The sequence below is a fragment of the Kribbella sp. NPDC048928 genome, from assembly GCF_043197975.1.
Taxonomy (GTDB): Bacteria; Actinomycetota; Actinomycetes; order Propionibacteriales; family Kribbellaceae; genus Kribbella.
On record NZ_JBICUC010000003.1, the window covers coordinates 880,286 to 899,821 of the forward strand.

General features: G+C 69.6%; 22 protein-coding genes. 17 read left to right on the forward strand and 5 right to left on the reverse strand.

The features are described 5' to 3' along the window. The first annotated feature begins 49 nt into the window (after positions 1 to 49). The 13 genes from ACGFI6_RS17600 to ACGFI6_RS17660 all read left to right on the forward strand — a co-directional run bounded on the left by ACGFI6_RS17600 (position 50) and on the right by ACGFI6_RS17660 (position 12,063). Positions 50 to 529, forward strand: coding sequence for a hypothetical protein (locus ACGFI6_RS17600; RefSeq protein WP_393119617.1), 480 nt, complete (start codon positions 50 to 52; stop codon positions 527 to 529). Positions 530 to 581: 52 nt separating this feature from the next. After that, complete coding sequence (locus ACGFI6_RS17605; protein ID WP_393119619.1) at positions 582 to 1,316, forward strand: hypothetical protein; 735 nt, start codon at positions 582 to 584, stop codon at positions 1,314 to 1,316. Beyond that, positions 1,316 to 2,116, forward strand: coding sequence for a hypothetical protein (locus ACGFI6_RS17610; RefSeq protein ID WP_393119621.1), 801 nt, complete (start codon positions 1,316 to 1,318; stop codon positions 2,114 to 2,116). Before ACGFI6_RS17605 ends, ACGFI6_RS17610 begins: the two co-directional genes overlap by 1 nt. Then, entirely contained in the window at positions 2,113 to 3,423 is a 1,311-nt protein-coding gene (locus ACGFI6_RS17615) for a CpaF family protein (protein WP_393119623.1), read from the forward strand. The genes ACGFI6_RS17610 and ACGFI6_RS17615 overlap by 4 nt, the downstream gene beginning before the upstream one ends. 84 nt (positions 3,424 to 3,507) lie before the next feature. Continuing rightward, complete coding sequence (locus ACGFI6_RS17620; RefSeq protein ID WP_393119625.1) at positions 3,508 to 4,413, forward strand: type II secretion system F family protein; 906 nt, start codon at positions 3,508 to 3,510, stop codon at positions 4,411 to 4,413. Further along, positions 4,410 to 5,330: a type II secretion system F family protein gene (locus ACGFI6_RS17625; protein WP_393119627.1), complete on the forward strand. Its 921-nt coding sequence runs from the start codon at positions 4,410 to 4,412 to the stop codon at positions 5,328 to 5,330. The genes ACGFI6_RS17620 and ACGFI6_RS17625 overlap by 4 nt, the downstream gene beginning before the upstream one ends. Positions 5,331 to 5,430: 100 nt before the next feature. Next, the gene (locus tag ACGFI6_RS17630) at positions 5,431 to 5,649 is read left to right on the forward strand and encodes a hypothetical protein (protein WP_393119629.1); all 219 of its coding nucleotides are present in this window, start codon (positions 5,431 to 5,433) and stop codon (positions 5,647 to 5,649) included. A gap of 11 nt (positions 5,650 to 5,660) precedes the next feature. Beyond that, positions 5,661 to 6,089, forward strand: a complete 429-nt coding sequence (locus ACGFI6_RS17635) for a TadE/TadG family type IV pilus assembly protein (protein ID WP_393119631.1) — start codon at positions 5,661 to 5,663, stop codon at positions 6,087 to 6,089. 11 nt (positions 6,090 to 6,100) lie between these two features. Then, positions 6,101 to 6,538 carry a TadE/TadG family type IV pilus assembly protein gene (locus ACGFI6_RS17640; RefSeq protein WP_393119633.1) on the forward strand — a complete coding sequence of 146 codons (438 nt, stop codon included), beginning with the start codon at positions 6,101 to 6,103 and terminating at the stop codon, positions 6,536 to 6,538. Then, positions 6,525 to 7,283 carry a TadE/TadG family type IV pilus assembly protein gene (locus ACGFI6_RS17645; RefSeq protein WP_393119635.1) on the forward strand — a complete coding sequence of 253 codons (759 nt, stop codon included), beginning with the start codon at positions 6,525 to 6,527 and terminating at the stop codon, positions 7,281 to 7,283. The genes ACGFI6_RS17640 and ACGFI6_RS17645 overlap by 14 nt, the downstream gene beginning before the upstream one ends. A gap of 19 nt (positions 7,284 to 7,302) precedes the next feature. After that, positions 7,303 to 7,947, forward strand: a complete 645-nt coding sequence (locus ACGFI6_RS17650) for a hypothetical protein (protein WP_393119636.1) — start codon at positions 7,303 to 7,305, stop codon at positions 7,945 to 7,947. Between the two features lie 108 nt (positions 7,948 to 8,055). Further along, entirely contained in the window at positions 8,056 to 8,988 is a 933-nt protein-coding gene (locus tag ACGFI6_RS17655; protein ID WP_393119638.1) for a hypothetical protein, read from the forward strand. A 57-nt stretch (positions 8,989 to 9,045) separates the two neighbouring features. Continuing rightward, positions 9,046 to 12,063 carry a hypothetical protein gene (locus ACGFI6_RS17660; RefSeq protein ID WP_393119640.1) on the forward strand — a complete coding sequence of 1,006 codons (3,018 nt, stop codon included), beginning with the start codon at positions 9,046 to 9,048 and terminating at the stop codon, positions 12,061 to 12,063. 111 nt (positions 12,064 to 12,174) lie between these two features. On the opposite strand, the gene ACGFI6_RS17665 is transcribed toward ACGFI6_RS17660, so the two are convergent. Continuing rightward, positions 12,175 to 13,080, reverse strand: a complete 906-nt coding sequence (locus ACGFI6_RS17665; RefSeq protein ID WP_393119642.1) for a neutral zinc metallopeptidase — start codon at positions 13,078 to 13,080, stop codon at positions 12,175 to 12,177. 62 nt (positions 13,081 to 13,142) lie between these two features. On the opposite strand from ACGFI6_RS17665, the gene ACGFI6_RS17670 reads away from it, so the two are divergent. Together ACGFI6_RS17670 and ACGFI6_RS17675 are read left to right on the forward strand one after the other, a co-directional pair. Continuing rightward, a complete protein-coding gene (locus ACGFI6_RS17670) occupies positions 13,143 to 14,741 on the forward strand; it encodes an ABC-F family ATP-binding cassette domain-containing protein (RefSeq protein ID WP_393119644.1) in 1,599 nt (532 codons plus the stop codon). Positions 14,742 to 14,765: 24 nt separating this feature from the next. Continuing rightward, entirely contained in the window at positions 14,766 to 15,530 is a 765-nt protein-coding gene (locus tag ACGFI6_RS17675; protein ID WP_393119646.1) for an enoyl-CoA hydratase/isomerase family protein, read from the forward strand. On the opposite strand, the gene ACGFI6_RS17680 is transcribed toward ACGFI6_RS17675, so the two are convergent. The 3 genes from ACGFI6_RS17680 to ACGFI6_RS17690 are packed head-to-tail and all read right to left on the reverse strand — an operon-like array spanning position 15,527 to position 16,736. Next, complete coding sequence (locus ACGFI6_RS17680; protein WP_393119647.1) at positions 15,527 to 15,967, reverse strand: SRPBCC domain-containing protein; 441 nt, start codon at positions 15,965 to 15,967, stop codon at positions 15,527 to 15,529. The genes ACGFI6_RS17675 and ACGFI6_RS17680 overlap by 4 nt on opposite strands. Continuing rightward, complete coding sequence (locus ACGFI6_RS17685; RefSeq protein ID WP_393119649.1) at positions 15,964 to 16,299, reverse strand: ArsR/SmtB family transcription factor; 336 nt, start codon at positions 16,297 to 16,299, stop codon at positions 15,964 to 15,966. Before ACGFI6_RS17685 ends, ACGFI6_RS17680 begins: the two co-directional genes overlap by 4 nt. Further along, the gene (locus tag ACGFI6_RS17690; RefSeq protein WP_393119651.1) at positions 16,296 to 16,736 is read right to left on the reverse strand and encodes an SRPBCC domain-containing protein; all 441 of its coding nucleotides are present in this window, start codon (positions 16,734 to 16,736) and stop codon (positions 16,296 to 16,298) included. The genes ACGFI6_RS17685 and ACGFI6_RS17690 overlap by 4 nt, the downstream gene beginning before the upstream one ends. A gap of 141 nt (positions 16,737 to 16,877) precedes the next feature. Between ACGFI6_RS17690 and ACGFI6_RS17695 the strand changes: the two genes are divergently transcribed. Together ACGFI6_RS17695 and ACGFI6_RS17700 are read left to right on the forward strand one after the other, a co-directional pair. Further along, positions 16,878 to 18,752 (forward strand): ABC transporter ATP-binding protein, encoded by a 1,875-nt coding sequence (locus ACGFI6_RS17695; RefSeq protein ID WP_393119762.1) that lies wholly within the window; start codon positions 16,878 to 16,880, stop codon positions 18,750 to 18,752. Further along, positions 18,752 to 18,928 (forward strand): hypothetical protein, encoded by a 177-nt coding sequence (locus tag ACGFI6_RS17700; protein WP_393119653.1) that lies wholly within the window; start codon positions 18,752 to 18,754, stop codon positions 18,926 to 18,928. Before ACGFI6_RS17695 ends, ACGFI6_RS17700 begins: the two co-directional genes overlap by 1 nt. Here the strand turns inward: ACGFI6_RS17700 and ACGFI6_RS17705 are convergent. Next, positions 18,900 to 19,418 (reverse strand): hypothetical protein, encoded by a 519-nt coding sequence (locus tag ACGFI6_RS17705; protein ID WP_393119655.1) that lies wholly within the window; start codon positions 19,416 to 19,418, stop codon positions 18,900 to 18,902. The genes ACGFI6_RS17700 and ACGFI6_RS17705 overlap by 29 nt on opposite strands. Positions 19,419 to 19,536: the final 118 nt, after the last annotated feature.

Here is a 19,536-nt window from a genome sequence, read left to right on the forward strand (position 1 = left end):
CACGTGCTGTTAACAATTTACCGCCGAAGGTCCCTTTAGGATCCGTTCCATGACTGAGCGACTCGGTGACTCGGACTGGACCGTCAGCGAGGGCCGTGCGCAGGTCCACGAGCTACGGCGCGTCGTTGCGGGCGGCCGGGAGTACGACGGCATCGAGCTGTTCCTGGCACTCAGCGAGTACGTGGAGGAGCTGCACGGATTCGACCGGGCGCGCGGCCGGTACGGGTTCGACAGCTTCTACAGCGGTGCTCAGCTCGAGGAGCTGACCGCCGCCGTACAGACTGAGCGCGGACCGGACACGGCGTGGGACCCGGAGTCCTACCGGCTCGACCAACCCGTGAACGCGGCCGTCACGCTGGCCGAGGGACGGGAGCTGATCGACTGGCTGGAAGCCCGTTCCGGATGGGAACGGCAGCTCGGTCTGAGCCTGCGAGCGCTCTATGCCTATCTAGACCAGTTGTACGGCGGTCCGGCCACTTTCAACCAGCTGCTCACCCCGCGCGAGCGGCAGCGAGTCGCGGCGCGGTAACGGCATTGGCCTGCTGGCGCGAGTGGTACCTCGCTGCCATTACGGTAGGCGGGTGAGTCTCTCGTCCTCCACGCGTAGTTCTTCCCAAGGGACCCGGGCAGCGGGCCGATCGTCGGGTGGCGGCTCGACCCGCCTCCCGAGCGGCCGGGAACGCCGTCCGGCACTGGCCGCGCTCGCGGTCATCCTGATCCTGCTCGGTGCCGCCGGGTCCGCGCTGATCGCGCTGAACAGCGGCAACCGCTCCGACTTCGTGGCGATCTCCGCCGACTCGCTGCCACCGGGGCACCGGATCGATCCAAAGGACTTCTCCCGCGGTGACCTGGCCGGTGCCACCGGGAGCCTGATCCCGTGGTCCCAGGCGAGCAAGTACGTCGGCCGCTACACCACCAGCTGGCTGTACAAGGACCAGTTCGTGACGCCGGCCAACTTCACCAAGGAGGGCCAGCAGCCGATCCCGAAGGACGGCGCCCTGGTCGGCCTCAGCCTGGACGCGGGTCACGCGCCGTCCGACGGGCTGAGCGTCGGTGACATCGTCTCGGTGACCCGCGTGCCGGCCGCGAACGACGGCGGGTCCCCGACCACGCTCGTCTCCGCCGCGGTGGTGACGGCGACCGCGGGGGCGATCACCGACAGCAAGACGAGTGCGAACAGTTCGCTGAACGTGACCGTTCTGGTTCCCGTGGGCAAGGTCAACCAGGTCTCGGCGGCCGCCGTGGCCAAGACCGTCACCGTGGCGAAGCAGGCCCCGGGCACCCCGCCGGAAGTCTCGCTCGGCGGGGCCAACTGATGGCGCTGGTGGCATTGGCGAGCGCGAAGGGCTCGCCCGGGGTGACCACAGCCAGCCTGGTGTTCGGCGCGCTCTGGCCGCGGCAGGTGCTGCTGGCCGAGTGCGACGCGGCCGGCAGCGACGTGGCGATCCGGATGACCGGACCGGCCGGCACAGCGCTCAACTCCGACCGCGGCCTGGTCAGCCTCGCGGCCGCGAGCCGCAAGGGGCTCGGCGACGAGGTGATCCTCGCGCACAGCCAGCAGCTCGACGGCGGCCTCGACGTGCTGCTCGGTGTTCGCTCGCCGGAGCAGGTGGGCGGCATGGGCGGGCTGTGGCACCCGCTCGGCATCACGTTCAACCAGATGCAGCACAGCGACGTACTGGCGGACTGTGGGCGGATCGGCGCGTCGTCGCCGCAGCTGCCGATCGTCCAGTCCGCGCGACTCGTCGTACTGGTGTGTGAGGCCACCGGCTCGTCGGTGGCGCACCTTCGCGAGCGGCTGTCGACGCTCGTGCACCACGTGGACGCCCAGCTCGGTGTGGTCGTGGTGGCCGACCCCAAGCAGCGGGACGGCGTGAAGCAGGTCTGGAGCGTTCTCGACGCGATGTCGCTGCCGGTACGGCACCGGTGGCATCTCGCGTACGACCCGGTCGGTGCGGCGTTCTTCGACGGCCGCGGCCACGGCCGGCTGGAGAAGACCCAGCTGATCCGCTCCGCGACGTCGATCACCGCGGAGATGGCCTCGCTGGTCGGCGCACCGCCGCCGCAGGACTTCGACATGGCGAACGCGGCCTTCCCGCCTGGTGATTATCGATGAGCGCTGACCAGGAGCTGGTCCGTCGGCTGCGGGTGCAGGTCGCGGAACGACTGAACGAACAGCGCCGCCGTGACCAGGTGAACGGCGTGCCTCCGATGAGCGCGGAGGACGAGCGGGAGTACGCGCGGTCGCTGATCGTGCAGGTGCTCGAGGACCACGCCCGGTACGAGCTCGCCGAGGGCAGGACGCCGCCGACGCCGGACGACGACGCGCAGATCGCCGGCGCGATCCACTCCGCGCTGTTCGGGGTCGGCCGGCTGCAGCCGCTGATCGACGACCCCGAGGTCGAGAACATCGACATCAACGGGTGCGACCAGGTCTTCGTCCAGTACGGCGACGGTCGCGAGGAGACGCCCGGCCCGGTGGCCGAGAGCGACGACGAGCTGGTCGAGCTGATCCAGGTGCTCGCGGCACACGCCGGTCTCACCAGCCGGCCGTTCGACTCGGCGAACCCGCAGCTGGACCTGCGGCTGCCGGACGGCTCCCGGTTGTCCGCGGTAATGGGTGTGACCGCACGACCCGTGGTCTCGATCCGGCGCGCCCGGCTCGGCAAGGTGTTCCTGCGCGACCTGGTGGCCAACGGCACCATGTCCGACGACGTCGGCTCGTTCCTGCGGGCGGCGGTCTCGGCGCGGAAGAACATCATGATCGCGGGCGCGACGAACTCCGGGAAGACCACGCTGCTGCGCGCGCTCGCCAACGAGATCCAGCCACACGAGCGGCTGATCACGGTCGAGCGCTCGCTGGAGCTCGGCCTCGGCGAGTTCAAGGACCTGCACCCGAACGTGGTCTCGTTCGAGGAGCGGCTGCCGAACTCCGAAGGCGTCGGCGAGGTGACGATGGCCGACCTGGTCCGGCGGTCGCTGCGGATGAACCCGTCCCGGGTGATCGTCGGTGAGGTGCTCGGCGACGAGATCGTCACGATGCTGAACGCGATGAGCCAGGGCAACGACGGCTCGCTCTCGACGATCCACTCGAACAGCTCGATGGAGGTGTTCAACCGGATCAGCACCTACGCGATCCAGGCCAGCGAACGGCTGCCGATGGACGCCACCCAGATGCTGATCTCGGGCGCGCTCGACTTCGTGGTGTTCGTCCGCCGGCACAACGACTACCAGCGTGGCGGCGGCGTCAGCCGGTACATCCAGAGCATCCGTGAGGTCACCGGCTGGGACGGCCGGGTGCTGTCCGGCGAGGTGTTCGCGCCCGGTCCGGACGGCCGGGCGGCGGCGCACGCGCCGATCGCCTGCATGGATGAGCTCGAGCACTTCGGGTACCAGCCGCTCGTGCACGGAACCTGGGCGTGAGGCCGTGAGCGAGCGCAGCGAGGTCACCATCAAGCACAGCACGACGCATACTTCGTCGGCGCCCGGAGCGAAGCGAGGACGTCGATGAACGACAGAACTCTCGGTGCGCTGCTGTGCGGCGCGGTGGTCGGTGGCGCGGTACTGCTGCTCATCGTCGCGATCCGCGGTACGGAGCCGAAGGACGAGACGCCGTCGCTGTTCCGCAACCGCAGCGCCGAGAACCGCCGGAACCTGATCCGACTGGGTGTCGGTGTCGCGGTCGGCCTGCTCGTCCTGGTGGTGACGCGCTGGCTGGTGCTCGCGGTCGCCCTGGGCCTGCTGGCAGCGATGGCCGACCGGTTCTTCGGCGGCAGCGGCGAGGAGCGCCGGGCGATCGACCGCCTGGAGGCGCTGGCGACCTGGACCGAGGCGCTGCGCGACACGATCGCCGGCGCGGTCGGCCTCGAGCAGGCGATCCCGGCCACCGCCGTGAACGCGGCGCCGGCGATCAAGCCCGGCCTGAACCTGCTCGTCGACCGGCTCCGGATCCGCGAACCGTTGCCGTCGGCCCTGATGCGGTTCGCCGACGACCTGGACGACCCGTCCGCGGACCTGATCGTCGCGGCCCTGGTGCTGAACGCCCGGCTGCGCGGACCCGGTCTGCGCGAGGTCCTCAGTGCGCTCGCCGACTCGGCGCGGGAGGAGCTCGACGTACGGCGGAAGGTCGCGGCCGAGCGGCGGTCCACCCGGCGCAGCGTGCAGGTGGTCGTCGCGATCACGCTGATCATGGCCGCGGGGCTGGTGCTGTTCAACCCGACGTACATGAAGCCGTACACGAGCTTCATCGGGCAGGTCGTGCTGGCCGTGGTCATCGGCCTGTACGCGCTCGGCCTGCTCTGGCTGCGCCGGCTGGCGAAGATCGAGGTGCCGGAACGGTTCCTGATCGGCGTCACCAAGGACCGCGGGCTGAACCGTCCGGGTGACGAGCGGATGGAGGTCGTGAACGGATGACCTGGGCCTTCATCGCCGGCGGTATCGCCGGGCTCGGCGTGTACGTGCTGGTACGGATGTTCATCAGGCCGCGCGCCAACGTGCTGTCGACGATCGCCCGGATCGACGCGGGCCGTGGCGGCTACGCGGGTGGCGCGACCGCAAGCGCCGCCGGCGAGCGCGTGCTGGGCGGCGTGGACCGGGCCCGCGAGTCGCTGGGCCGGCGCCTCGAACTGGAGGCGAACTCACGCGGCTGGGCGTTCGGCAAGCTCCGCCGGGACCTCGCGGTGATGAACCAGCCGTTCGCGGCGATGCTTGCCACCAAGGTGTTCTTCGCGCTCGGCGCGATGCTGTTCATCCCGATCGTGCTGTTCCTGTTCTCCGCGATCGGGCTCGCGGCCCCGGGCGCAACGCCGGCGGTCGTCACGCTCGCGTTCATGGCGCTGGCGTTCTTCCTGCCCGACCTGGCGCTGCGCCAGGAGGCGGAGAAGCGGCGCCGGGACTTCCGGCACGTCGTCGGCAGCTTCCTGGACCTGGTCGCGATGAACCTGGCCGGCGGCCGCGGTCTGCCGGAGGCGCTGATGACCGCGTCCACGATCGGCGAGCACTGGGCGATGGCCCGGATCCGCCAGGCGCTGGCGAACGCCCGGCTGATCGGCATCACGCCGTGGGACGCGATGGCCCGGCTCGGCGAGGACCTTGGCGTCGAGGAACTGCGGGACCTGGCGTCGGCGCTCGCGCTGGCCGGTGACGAGGGCGCGAAGATCCGTTCGTCGCTGCTGGCCCGGGCGGCGTCCCTGCGGCGCAAGGAACTGGCCGACGTCGAGGGCAAGGCCGGTGAACGGTCGCAGTCGATGCTCGTCGCCCAGTTGGTGATGATCGCGGCCTTCTTCTTGTTCCTGGCCTTCCCGGCCGGCGTGGCCATCCTCGGAAGTTAGGCAGAACAGTGATGCGGGCACGGGATCCGTTCGGCGGGGTAGCCCGTCGAACACGTCATACTGAGGCCTGCTTCGGCCTCACGATCTGGAAGGCATACCGATGACCTCGGAGTTGATGTTCTGGCGGGCGATGGCCGGCTACGCGGTGGCGCGCGCCCAGGCGCAGCGCGCCCGCGCCAAGGCAGGACAGACCGAGCTGGGCGCCTCCGCACTCGAATGGGCGATCATCTCGGCGATCCTGGTCGCCGCCGCGCTGGCGATCGGCGTGGTCGTGAAGCGCGTGATCAGCAAGCGCACCGCCGAGATCGACCAGGGCTGACGGCCAGATCCATGCGGCTGGGGCGGAGCAGACGGCGGAGACGGTCGGAGCGGGGGGTCAGCACGCTGGAGCTGGCGATCCTGGCACCGGCCATCCTCGCGCTGATCTTCCTCTCCATCCAGACGGCGCTCTGGCTGTACGGACGGTCCGTCGCGCTGAACGCCGCGCAGGAGGGCGTGTCCCGGCTGCGGCTCGTACAGCCACCGGTCTACACCGACGCGGTGGGGGAGAAGGTGCGGTCGGACATCCAGTCGTACGCCCAGCAGCTCGGCGGGACCACGCTGCGGAACACCGACGTCCCCTTCCCGTCGTACAACACCCCGGAAGGCATGGTCTCGTTCACTGTCACCGGTGACACCGTGTCGCTGGTGCCCGGCCTGAAGCTGAAGGTGAGCCGGACCGCCACCGGACCTATCGAGCAGTTCGAAGCAGACAAGTGAGGGTGCGGACGATGCCGGTGGTTCGCGGGCGGCGCCGTGAGCGCGGCACGATGGCGCTGGAGATGGTGATCCTGGCGCCGGTGCTGCTCGCGCTGTTCATGTTCCTGCTCGCCTGCGGCCGGTACTTCCAGACCTCGTCGCTGCTCGAGAGCGCGGCCCGCGACGGCGCCCGCGGGGCCAGCCAGTCGCGGTCGCTGCAGGCAGCGCAGGGCCGGGTCGACGAGGCGGTCACCGGAACGCTGAGCCAGGCGGTCAAGTCCTGCAAGGAATCCGGCGCCGGCTCGATCACCACCGGATTCGTGGCCGGTCAGCCGCTGTCCGTCGAGGTCACCTGCACGATCAACTACCGCGACCTGGGGCTGCTCGGCCTCGGGGGCGACACTACGATCACCAAACGCTTCACGTCCTCTCTGGACCCGTACCGGGGGGTGCGCGGTGACGGCTCCTGAGCGCCACAGGTCCCGGCTGGTCGAGTTCTTCCGGATCGATGCGCCGCGCAACCATCGGCTGTTCCACCGCGGCGCGCTGAGCCCCGCGGTCGCGATCCTCGCGGTGATGATCTTCACGCTGGCCGGCCTGGTGATCGACGGCGGCCGGCAGTTGGGTGCGCGGTCCCGCGCGGTCGGCTACGCGCAGGAGGCGGCCCGGGTCGGCGCCGCGGCCATCGACCTGAACTCGGCCGAGGCGAAGATCGACACCACCAAGGCGGCGACCGCGATCTCCGGGTTCTGCGGCCAGGTGCGGGCGAACGACCCCACCGTGACCGCCTGCGGTCCGACCACTTTGACCGAGAAAGAGGTCGACATCCAGGTCGACATCTCGAACAAGACCACCTTCCTGGGCCTGATCGGCAAACAGTCCCTGAAGGCGATCGGCGCCGGCCAGGCCCACGCCGAGCAAGGCGTCGAAAAAGCCGACGACAGCCCGAGCATCCCGCCGCTCGTCGTGAACCCGACGACCGACGGCCCGGGCGCGCCTGTCACCACCGCCCGCCCGCCGACGATCGACCTGCCGTGCCCGACCTGGACTGTCGGCTCACCGACCCCGACCTGGACGCTGTCGCCGTTCCCGTTCCCGCCGACCTGCAAGCCGAACGTGACACCGACGCCCAACCCGACCGACACCCCACCGACCGGCACGCCCCCGCCCGGCACACCGTCGGGCCCCACAAGCACGCCGACCAGCAGGCGATAGAGACCGGAGGACTGTCTTCGTGCGTAGGTATGCCGTTCCGGCCGCGGTACTGGCCGGCGTTCTGCTCTTGAGTGCCTGTGGCAAGGACTCGACCGACGGCGGTCGTCCGGTCCCGGCCGGCGTCGACTCCGGTACGGCGACCTCGAGCACGCCGTCCGCGGAGCCGACCAAGGCCACCAGCAGCGCGCCGAGCAAGCCCGCCACCGCGAAGCCGACCGCTCCGGCGGCGAAGCAAGTCATCGTCCAAACGGGGAGCTTCGGGTCGAACGCCGCCGTCCAAGGCCTCGTGACCAGCTACCCGCTCTACTTCAAGGCGCTCGTCGACCGCGACGACACGATCCTGAAGCAGCGGTTCCCGTCGTTCTTCTACGCCGACGTCGCGCAGGGCATCCAGGATGCGAAGCGCAACGGCTGGGTGATGAAGCCGCCGGGCAGCGTCGTCGTGGTCGGTGTGCAGGATGGCTCGGACGGCACGATCACCGTCCGGACCTGCCGTTCGCAGACCACCCAGTACTGGGACCCGAAGGGCCGCAAGTGGACGGTCGTGACCCCGCACGGCTCGCCGGAGGTGATCCAGATGGCCAAGACAGGAGTCGGCTGGATGCCGTACCGGCTGGCCACGAGCAAGGGCGTGAACTGCGCGGGAGTGCATTATCCGGCCTAGACCTGGGCACCGGATTTCAGGTTGCGAAGAGGTGACGGGGCACTGGGCACCGGGCATGATGCCCCTGGTCGAAGATAATCTGCGGGAAGACGAGTCTGGGGAGTGAGGATGCACAACCGGCTGAGCCGAGGACTGCTCGTCCTGAGCGCCGTACTCGCCCTGCTCATGGTCGTCCCCGCCACCACGGCGGCAGCGGACACCATCCAGACCGGCAACTCGGTCTGCAGCATGTACGTGAACTCGGTCGGATTCGGCTCGTACTGCAGCTCCGGCAAGGCGTACGTCGGCGACGGGCCGCCGCCGCCGACCTGGCGGGACCGCCTCGACGGCAAGCCGTTCGTGCCCTGCCGGAACTTCGAGATCCCGACGGGCATCCGGCTGCCGAAGGCCCCGGACGGCAAGAAGTGGGTCCTCCGGGTGACGATCACCGACTACAACCTCGACACCTACAACGGTGGCCCGAAGGCGCATCTCGAGCGCGCCTACATGCCGGTCGACGCGGCGGAGGAGGCGCAGTGCCCGTTCCCGCCGTACATGGAGCAGTTCTGGTACCGCTTCCAGACCAACTATCCGTCGCCGGCCCTGCAGATCATGCCGACCTTCACCCCGCGGGTGAACATCCCGGCCTTCTTCACGCTCACCCCGGAGACGTCGGAGATCTACGAGCTCGACGGTACGACGAGCAGCTACTACAGCCCGGGGCACAACCTGACGATGCGCGGCATGGTCGTGAACATGAAGGTCGATCCGGGGGACGGGACGGCGCCGTTCAACTGCAAGGCCGGCCTGACGCCTGTGGACGACCCGGACGGGTACGACCAGACCAAGGATCCGGAGCACCAGCTCAACCCGTGCAAGCACGTCTACAAGCGGTCGAGCGCGACGCAGCCGGACGGCATGTACACCGTGAAGCTGACGATCACGTGGGAAGTCGCGTACTGGATCGGCAAGGACCAGGGTGGCTGGCACCCGATCGGTCAGGCGAACGTCAACGCGGTACAGCGGTTGCCGGTGCAGGAAGTGGAGGCCATCGGTGGCTGACACAGCGGCTGACAAGGTGGCTGACGGGACGGCACATGGCGGGGGTATGGAGGAGCGATGGTAAGGACCAATGATCCGGTGCGGGCGGCGCGGCTGCCGCAGCGGCGGGCGGGGAGTCCGGGCGCGGACCGGCTGAAGGGCTTCGTCGCGTTGCTCGCGATCCTGGCGATCGTCGTCGGCGTGCCGTACGTGCTGCTGCGCTTCTTCGGTACGCCGTGGCCGGACGAGATGCCCACCAAGAGCATGCTGCTCAGCGAGCTGAGCATCCGGACCGTGCTCGGCATCATCGCGTTCTTCATCTGGGTCGCCTGGCTGCACTTCGTGGTCTGCCTGATCGCCGAGGCGGTCTCGGAGATCCGCGGTCATGGCCTGTCGCCACGGGTCCCGCTCGGTGGCGGCTCGCAGGCGCTGGCCCGCCGGCTGATCGGTGCCGTGGTCCTGATCGCCGCCGGCGCGGGTGTCGGCATGCCGGTCGCCAGTGCGGTGACAGCGAGTGGCCCTGCCGCTCCGACCTCGGTCAGCGCGCGGCACGGCAACGAGCAGTCCGCGACGTCGCAGTACCGCCAGACCGAGGCGGCCAGCACGCTCCTCAGCGGCAGCTCCCAGCACACGAACAAGACCACCACCGGTGTCCGGACGAACCAGGACCACAAGGGTCAGGTCGTCAAGTACACCGAGGTCCGTCCGCCGCAAGGCCGGAACTACGACTGCCTGTGGGACATCGCCGAGCGGCACCTGGGCGACGGCCGCCGCTACAAGGAGATCTACGACCTCAACAAGAACAAGCTGCAGCCGGACGGCCGCCGGCTGACCAACCCGGACCTGATCATGCCGGGCTGGCAGGTGCGGCTGCCGGCCGATGCCAAGGGCCCGGGCGTGCACACGGTCCGGGTGACCGTGGGCAACCACACCACCACGACCACCACGACGGCCACCACCACGAACACGTCGACCAAGACGACCACCGAGACGAACGCGACGAAGCCGACGAAAACGACGGTCGGTCACACGACCGAGTCGAGCAGTCCCGGGCGCTACTCGGAGAAGGGCGTCGAGCACGGCTCGTCGCTGTCGATCGGCACCTCGCAGTCCGACCCGGGCGCGAAGAACGTGAAGCCGGGCGGTCCGAACGTGATCGCCGAGCCGCACATTCCGGGCATCGGGTCGAACGAGCAGGGCGAGCCGGCCGGCGGCGGTACGCAGGTGCCGGTCGCGGTACCGGTCGAGGCCGACGGCAACGGCATCGGTCTGAAGGAGGCCGGCATCTTCGGCTTCGGTGCGACTGTGCTCGCGGCCGGCCTGGCATTGGCGCTGAAGCGCCGCCGTGGTTGGGCGCAGGGCCCGGGACCGAAGGCTGCCGGCCACCGGCAGACCGAGATCGGCCTGCGGCTGGCGTCGGACGTGCCGACCGCGCAGTTCGTGGACAACTCGCTGCGCAAGCTGGGCTCCGACATGACGCAGCTCAGCCGGCCGATGCCGAAGGTCGTTGCCGCGCTGGTGACCGACCGGGCGCTGACCCTGGTCCTGGACCCGTACGAGTCGCAGCCCGACCCGCCCGGTCCGTGGCAGGCCATTGCCGAGGGCACCCGCTGGACGCTGCGCCGTGCGTACGGCCCCACGGCCGACGTCAACGCGCCCGCTCCGTACCCGACGCTGGTGACGGTCGGTCAGAACGCCGACGGTGCGACGGTCCTCATCGACCTCGACACCGCGAACGGGATCGTCGCGTTCGGCGGCGTCGGCGACGCGTCCCGCGACGTGGTCGGCTCGCTGGCAGTGGAGCTCGCGACCAACCTGTGGTCCGAGGGCGCGCACATCAGCATGGTCGGATTCGGTGACGACCTGTCCTCGCTGTCGCCGAGCCGGCTGAGCTACTGGATCCGGCTGGACGACGCGATGGGGGAGGTGGTCCGCCGGACCGAGGCGCAGGTCCAGGCCTGCCAGCGGCGGGACTCCGGCTCGGTCGCCGAGGCCCGGATGACGCATCCGGACGCGGCCCTGTGGGGCGCGGAGATCATCTTCGTGTCCGCGCCGCCGTCACCGGAGGAGCAGGACCAGCTGAACCGGCTGGCCGCGGACACCAAGCGCAGCATCGCGGTGGTCGTGGTCGGCGACGTGATGAACTCGCCGTGGCGGTTCGTCGTGGACGAGAAGAACCAGGCCGTCTGCCGGCTGCTCGGTCTCGAGGTCGACGCGCACAGCGTCAGCCCGGAGCAGTTCGCGGACCTGGTCCAGCTCTTCGACGCGGCCGAGGCGGATGCCCGCGACAAGCGCCGCTCCGAGCAGGACATGCCGGCGTACGAGTTCTCGACCACCGACCTGAGCCAGGCGGCGCCGGTCGAGGTCGACCTGCTCGGCCCGGTCGAGGTGGACGCCCGCGGGGCGATCGACGACGGCCGGATCGCGCTGTCGACGGAGATCATCGCGTTCCTGGCCAGCCAGGACTACGGCGTACACCCGAACGTGCTCGCCGGTGCGATCTGGCCGCGCGGCATCAGCCAGGAGCTCCGGGACGCGGCGCTGGACCACACCCGCCGCTGGGTCGGTGTGGACGCGATGTACGCCGACGAGTCGGGCCGCTGGATGCTGAACCGCAGCGTGGTCCGCGTCGACTGGGACGTGTTCCGTACGCTCGCGAAGCAGGCGACGATGGTGGACGACCCGCGTGGCCCGCTCTCGACGGCGCTGAGCCTGGTGCACGGCCCGGCCTGGTCGAACCTGCCCGGCGGCCGCTACTCGTGGCTCGCCGCGTCCGGGATCGAGCGGCGGATGGTCGAGGCCGTGGTGGACGCCGCCCTGCGGCTGGCCGAGTCGGCCCTCAGCCACAACGACGGCAACCTGGCCCGGACCGCGCTGCAGACCGGCCTCAGCTTCTCGCCGGCCTCGGAGGAGCTGTGGCGCGCCACGCTCCGCCTGGCAGCCCACTTCGGCACCACCGGAGACGTCACCAACGTGGCCGGCCAGATGTACGCGGCCCTCATCAAGCACGGCGGCCCCCGCGGCGCCGAAGCCGAAACCGACGCCCTGGTCGACGAACTCCTCCCGGGCTACCACCGCCCCGCCCAGGTCGCCTGACAACCACTCGCGTTGGTAGCACAACCCTCCAGCTCAGGGGAGAACCTCCGAGCTGGAGGGTTGCCTGCTGAAATCTCAGTAGGCGAACCCTCCAGCTGAGAGGTCAACCTCTCAGAGGGAGCGGGCGGACCAGGTGTCGCAGGCTGTCAGGTCGCCGGAGTCCATGCCGGTCTTGAACCACTTCATGCGCTGTTCGGCGGTGCCGTGGCTGAAGCTCTCCGGGGTGACCTGGCCCTGGGTCTTCTGCTGGATGCGGTCGTCGCCGACGGACGCGGCGGCATCCAGGCCGCGGGAGATGTCGTCCTCGCTGAGCTCGGTGATCAGCGGCTTGCCGCTCTTGCCGGGCACGGTCGTCGCGTGGTTGGTCCAGACGCCGGCCAGGCAGTCGGCCTGCAGTTCGGAGCGGACCGAGTCCGACGTCGGACCGTTCCGGCTCTTGATCCGGTCGAGGATGCCGTACAGGTTCTGGACGTGGTGGCCGTACTCGTGCGCGACGACGTACGCCTCCGCGAACTCGCCGCCCCGCGCGCCGAGGTCCTGCTCCAGGGTCTGGAAGAACCCGATGTCCAGGTACACCCGCTGGTCCGGCGGGCAGTAGAACGGGCCGACCGCGCTGGTCGCCGGGCCGCAGCCGGTGTTCACCGAGCCGTCGAAGACCCGCAGCGGGGCGCGGGTGTACTTCTTCCCGCGCCGGGGGAGCTCCGCGGCCCAGAAGCTCTCGATCGAGTTCTGGTAGAAGACGAACCGGCAGTCCGAGTTCGACTGCAGGTCGGTGCCCTTCTTGCAGGAGCTGAGATTGCCCACCGCCGTGTTCTGCGCCTCCGGCTGTTCACTGCCACCTCCGCCTGGCAGGCCGCCGTTCAGCAGCAGGATCACGATCAGCAAGATGATGCCGCCGATGCCGCCACCGACCGGGATCATTCCGCCCGGCAGCCCACCGCCGCGGCCACCGCCGCCACTACCGCGGGTGTCCTCGACACCGCTGGTGTCGAGATCCGCGTCCGGATTGAATTTCACGCCACCTACACTAGAGCAGCAAACCCGGCTTGAACCGACTCTAAGGACGCCTGCGAACCCCGATGATCACTGTCTCCAATCTCGAGGTTCGCGTCGGTGCCCGCCAGCTGCTCGCGCCCGCGTCGTTCCGGGTCGGCCCGGGCGACAAGGTCGGGCTGGTCGGCCGGAACGGGGCCGGCAAGACCACGCTGACCAAGATCCTCGCCGGTGAGGGCCTGCCGGCCGCCGGTTCCGCAACGTCCTCGGGCGAGATCGGCTATCTGCCGCAGGACCCGCGCACCGGCGACCTCGAGGTGCTCGCCCGGGACCGGATCCTGTCCGCCCGCGGCCTGGACGAGGTCGTTCGCCGGCTGCGCAGCGCCGAGAAGTCGATGGCCAGCGCGGACGAGAAGACCCGCGCCAAGGGCATGCGGCGCTACGAGCGGGCCGAGGCGGACCTGCACGCCGCCGGCGGGTACGCGGCCGAGTCCGAGGCGGCCCGGATCGCGGCCAACCTCGGCCTCCCGGACCGTGTCCTCGGCCAGCCGCTGGCGACCCTGTCCGGCGGTCAGCGCCGCCGGGTCGAGCTGGCCCGGATCCTGTTCGCGCAGGCCGAGACGCTGCTGCTGGACGAGCCGACCAACCACCTGGACGCCGACTCGATCATCTGGCTGCGCGACTTCCTGAAGTCGTACGCCGGTGGCGTCATCATGATCAGTCACGACGTGAACCTGCTCGAGCAGACCGTCACCCGGGTCTTCCACCTGGACGCGAACCGCGCGGAGATCGACATCTACAACGTCGGCTGGAAGGCGTACCTGAACCAGCGGGAGACCGACGAGCGGCGCCGCAAGCGCGAGCGGGCGAACGCGGAGAAGAAGGCCACCCAGCTCGTCGACCAGGCGAACAAGATGCGCGCCAAGGCGACCAAGGCGACCGCCGCCCAGCAGATGCTCCGCCGCGCCGAGCAGTTGATGTCGTCGCTCGAGGACACCCGCCAGGCGGACCGGGTCGCGAAGATCGCGTTCCCGACGCCGGCGCCGTGCGGCAAGACCCCGCTGATGGCGCGCGAGCTCTCGAAGTCGTACGGCTCGCTGGAGATCTTCACCGACGTCGACCTGGCGATCGACAAGGGCTCGCGGGTCGTCGTCCTCGGGCTGAACGGCGCCGGCAAGACGACCCTGCTGCGGATCCTCGGCGGCATCGAGAAGGCCGACACCGGGCAGGTGATCGACGGCCACGGCCTCAAGCTCGGGTACTACGCGCAGGAGCACGAGACCCTCGACGTGAACCGGACCGTCCTGGAGAACATGAAGTCTGCCGCCCCGGACCTGAACGAGACCCAGGCCCGCAGCGTGCTCGGCTCGTTCCTGTTCACCGGCGACGACGCGGACAAGCCCGCGCGGGTGCTGTCCGGTGGCGAGAAGACCCGCCTCGCGCTGGCGACCCTGGTGGTCTCCGCGGCGAACGTCCTGCTCCTCGACGAGCCCACCAACAACCTCGACCCGGCTTCTCGCGCCGAGGTGCTGAACGCGATCCGCTCGTACACCGGCGCGATCGTCCTGGTCACCCACGACGAGGGCGCCGTCGAGGCGCTCGAGCCGGAGCGGGTCGTCCTGCTCCCGGACGGCGTCGAGGACCTCTGGACGAACGAGTACGCCGACCTGGTCTCGCTCGCCTGATTACTTCTGAGTAATATCCGTTCCATGACTGGTCTGCGACTGAGTGTGGACGGGCCTGTGGCCCGGGTGGTGCTGGATCGGCCCGAGGTGCGCAACGCCCAGACGCCTGCGATGTGGAGTGAGCTGGCGAACTTCGGTACGTCGTTGCCGGCCGACGTCCGCGTGGTGGTCGTGTCGGGGGAGGGGCCGTCGTTCTCGGCGGGTCTCGACCGGCGGTTGATCATGGGCGAGAACGACCTGGGCGAGGAGCCGCTGCTGAACCTCGGCGCCAAGCCGACCGACGAGGTCCTGGAGCTGATCGCGCGCTTCCAGTCCGGGTTCTCCTGGCTGCGGCGCCCGGAGATCATCAGCATCGCCGCCGTCCAGGGGCACGCGGTCGGTGCCGGGTTCCAGCTCGCGCTGGCCTGCGACCTGAGGGTCGTCACGCCCGACGCCCGCTTCAGCATGCGCGAGCCGTCCCTCGGTCTGGTCCCGGACCTGGGTGGTACGAAGCCGCTCGTCGAGCTGATCGGCTACTCCCGGGCGCTCGAGATCTGTACGACGACGCGCTGGGTGGAGGCCGTCGAGGCGAAGGAGCTCGGCCTGGCGAACATCGTCGTACCGGCCGATCAGCTGGAGGCGACGGTCAAGGATCTGACCGACGCGGTACTCGGCCCGCTGCCCGGAGCGATCCGCGAGACCAAGGCACTCCTCCTCGGTGCCGCGGACCGCTCGTACGACGACCAGCTCAAGGCCGAGCGCGAGGCGCAACAACGCCGCCTCAAGGAGCTCATCGCCGCTTTTGGCTAGTGCCAGTTGCTCACCAGTACGTCGTTGGGGGCAGGCTCGCCCTTGCCGGTTTCGACGTACTGCTTGAGGCTCATCAGGAACGTCGCCCACTTGGTGCTGCAGTGATACATGAACTCGACCGGCTCCCGCCAGCCGGCCTGCTTGAACAACACGATGGTGAACTCGTCGACCTGGGAGAGCTCGAAGCTGACCTCGGTACCGATCCACTCCTCCGGGCCGCCGACGACCTCCCAGCGGACCAGCTCCGGGCTCGTCTCCAGAACCTTCATGTCGAACCCGTCGCCGCCCGCGGTGGCGAAGCGGAACTCGAGCACGCCGTCCGGGTCGCCGGTGGTGTCCTCGGTCCACCAGCCGGCCAGGCCGTCGATGGTGGTGAGTGCTGCGTACACGTCCTTCTGCGGCGCGATCACGCCGACCCTGTGCAAAATTTCGTTCATGCCTCTGGCCCTTCTGCTTGTTGGATCGCCTCGGCGATCCGCTTGATGCGCTGCAGTCGCCGATCCCAGGAACGGGTGACGTCGGACAGCTGGTCGATGGCGCGGGCGAGCCGGAGCTCGTCCACGATGTAGCGGCGTTCGCGTCCGGACGGCGTGGAGTGCACGAGGCCGGCCCGGTCGAGGACGCCGAGGTGTTTCGCGACCGCCTGCCGGGTGACCGGCAGTTGCTCGCTGAGACTGGTCGCCGTACCGCCCCCGGCGGCGAGCAGCAGGTCGAGCATCCGGCGCCGGGTGGGATCCCCGATGGCCGACCAGAGCTCGTCGTCGATCACGGCCGCGCGACCAGCCGCTCGACGTACGCCGCCAGCCGCGGGAGGAAGTAGTTCCAGCCGTTGGTGTGGTCCTGGAACTGGGCGTCGGAGCGGTTCGCCTCGTCGAACCCGGTCTCCGCGAACCGCAGCAGCGTGCCGCCGTCCTGCGGGACCAGGTCGAAGGTAGCCAGCACCGAGTTCTCCGCGGTGGCCGTGCTGCCTTCGTGGGTCCAGCGGAACGAGAATCGGCGCGGCGGGTCCGCCTCGATCACGGTGACCGACTCGTACTTCGTCCCGTCGGCCTGCTGGAAACCGACGGTCCCGGTCGCACCGGGGACGGCCTCCAGGTCGACCTCGTCCGGCCACCACTCGCGCAGATGCTCGGGCGAGCTGACCACCTGGTACACCACTTCCGGCGTGGCCTCGATCCGAATCTCCCGCTCGATGCTCCTGCTCATTCCGCTCATCCTTTCGCAACCTTTGGTTGCTCATCAATCTAGAGCATGGAGGCGCAATGCGCAACCATGAGTTGCGGGAAGTGTTCCCGGGCCCCGGATGTTGAGAAGATCTGTGGAAAGGGAGGGTGCCGGATGTCGATGATGGGCGGCGGGATGGGTGCGTTCGGCTGGCGCCGGCAGGACGCGTCCGTGGTCGATCGGAAGCTGACCAAGGGCACGCTGCGGCGGATCCTGAAGTTCGCGCGGCCGTTCCGGTGGCACATCACGGCGTTCCTGATCCTCGTGATCGTGTCCGCGGTCCTGGTGATCGCGTCGCCGCTGCTGTTCAAGAAGATCGTCGACGACGGGATCTCCAAGGGGAACGCGGGCCTGGTCACCGGGCTCGCGCTGGTGGTCGCCGGGCTGGCGCTCGTGGAGGCCGCGCTCGGCCTGGTGCAGCGCTCGTTCTCGGCCCGGATCGGCGAGGGCCTGATCTACGACCTGCGTACCAGGGTGTTCGGGCACGTGCAGCGGATGCCGGTCGCGTTCTTCACCCGTACGCAGACCGGCGCGCTCGTCTCCCGGCTGAACAACGACGTCATCGGCGCCCAGCAGGCCTTCACCACCACGCTGTCCGGCGTGGTCTCGAACATCATCAGCCTGATCCTGGTGGTCGCCGCGATGCTCGCGCTGAGCTGGCAGCTGACCCTGGTCGCGATCCTGATGCTGCCGATCTTCCTGATCCCGGCCCGCGTCCTCGGCCGGCGCCTGGCCGCGATGACCCGCGAGCAGATGAACCTGAACGCCGAGATGTCGACCGCGATGACCGAGCGGTTCAGCGTCGGCGGCGCCCTGCTCGTGACGCTGTTCGGGCACCCGGCCCTGGAGGAGCGCGACTTCGGTGAGCGTGCGGGGCGGGTGCGTGACCTGGGCATCCGGATCGCGATGCTCGGCCGGGTGTTCTTCACCGCGCTGACGCTCGTCGCGGCGCTCGCGACCGCTTTGGTGTACGGGGTCGGCGGCAACCTGGCCGTACGTCAATCACTGTCCATCGGGACGCTGCTCGCGCTCGTCGCGCTGCTCGGCAGGCTCTACGGCCCGCTGACCGCACTGTCGAACGTGCGCGTCGACGTGATGACGGCACTCGTGTCGTTCGAGCGAGTCTTCGAGGTGCTCGACCTGGAGCCGATGATCAAGGACGCGGCGGACGCGCGCGATCTGCCGGACGACGCGGCATCCGTCGAGTTCGACCACGTCGCGTTCGCGTACCCGACGGCCGATCAGGTCTCGCTCGCGAGCCTGGAATCTGTTGCCGTCCTCGACAAGCGGGTGTCGGCGCAGGTCCTCGAGGACGTGAGTTTCGCGGTACGGCCCGGCCAGATGATCGCTCTGGTCGGCCCGTCCGGCGCCGGCAAGACCACCATCACCAACCTGGTCGCCCGGCTGTACGACGTGACCGGGGGAGCGGTGCGGGTCGGCGGGCAGGACGTCCGCGAGGTGACCCTGCAGTCCCTGCACGACACGATCGGGTACGTCACCCAGGACGCGCACATGTTCCACGACACGATCCGCGCGAACCTGCTGTACGCGAAGCCTGATGCCACCGAGGACGAGATGGTTGCCGCGCTCCGGGCCGCGCAGATCTGGGAGCTGGTGTCGGCGTTGCCGGACGGGCTCGACACGGTTGTCGGCGACCGCGGGCACCGGCTCTCCGGTGGCGAGCGGCAACGACTCGCGATCGCCCGGTTGTTGCTGAAGGCGCCGAAGATCGTCGTCCTGGACGAGGCGACCGCGCACCTGGACTCGGAGTCCGAGGTCGCCGTTCAGCGGGCGCTGGACACCGCGCTCGAAGGCCGGACGTCGCTGGTGATCGCGCACCGGCTCTCGACGGTACGGAACGCGGACCAGATCCTGGTCGTTGACCACGGCAACATCATCGAGCGCGGTACGCACGAGCAACTGCTCGCGGCCGGCGGCGAGTACGCTGAGCTGTACAGCACGCAGTTCGCGCAATCAGGTACGGCGGCGGGTGTCTGATGATCAAACTTGGGCTCGTTCTCGCGGCCGGCTACGCCGGCTACAAGGTCGCGTACCACTCCGAGGACGGCCGGCACTACGGCCGCACCGGCGAGCGCGCGATCAGGACCACGCTGTCGCTGCTGATCGCGAGCCTCGCCGGCGGCGTCACTTACGCGGTTCTGCTCCAGCATTAGCAGGCTTCGCGTCGTGCTCCAGCAGGTGCAGGACGGGGACGCCCAGGTGCCGGCGGGCCGAGTTGGTCCAGTCCAGGTGGAAGAACTCCGCCACGATGTGCGGCCGGGTGAGGATGATGACCTCCTGACCCTGGGCGTGCTGGACGGTCGCGACCAGCGCGTCGATCGGCCGGTCGTGGGAGATGCCGCCCTCGGCGGCCTGCCCCAGGTCGCGGAGCCGCTGCACACTGCGGCCGCTGCAGCCCTTCGCCTCGGAGTCGATCGCCTTCTGCGCCTCCGCGAGGTCCTCCCGCTGACCCGCGAGACCCGGGCCGTAGAGGTCCGCCGTACCGAGCGCGCTGATCGACGCCTCGACGCCGGCCTCGGCGTTGTGGCAGGGCACCAGCACGTGGTACCTGACCGGCTCGGGCATGTCCTGATGGAGTTCGACGACGCGCTTCGCGTCGGGTTCGGAGAGTTCCTGTTCGACAAGTAGTACGACCTCGTACATCGTGCCACCTCCGTGCTTACCAGTCGGTATCCCCATAGTGCCCCCAGAACGAGGGTCTAGTCACGCGGCCTCCCGGTCTGGACTGAGGAGCGCCGGGAGCGAAGCGACCAGAGCGACG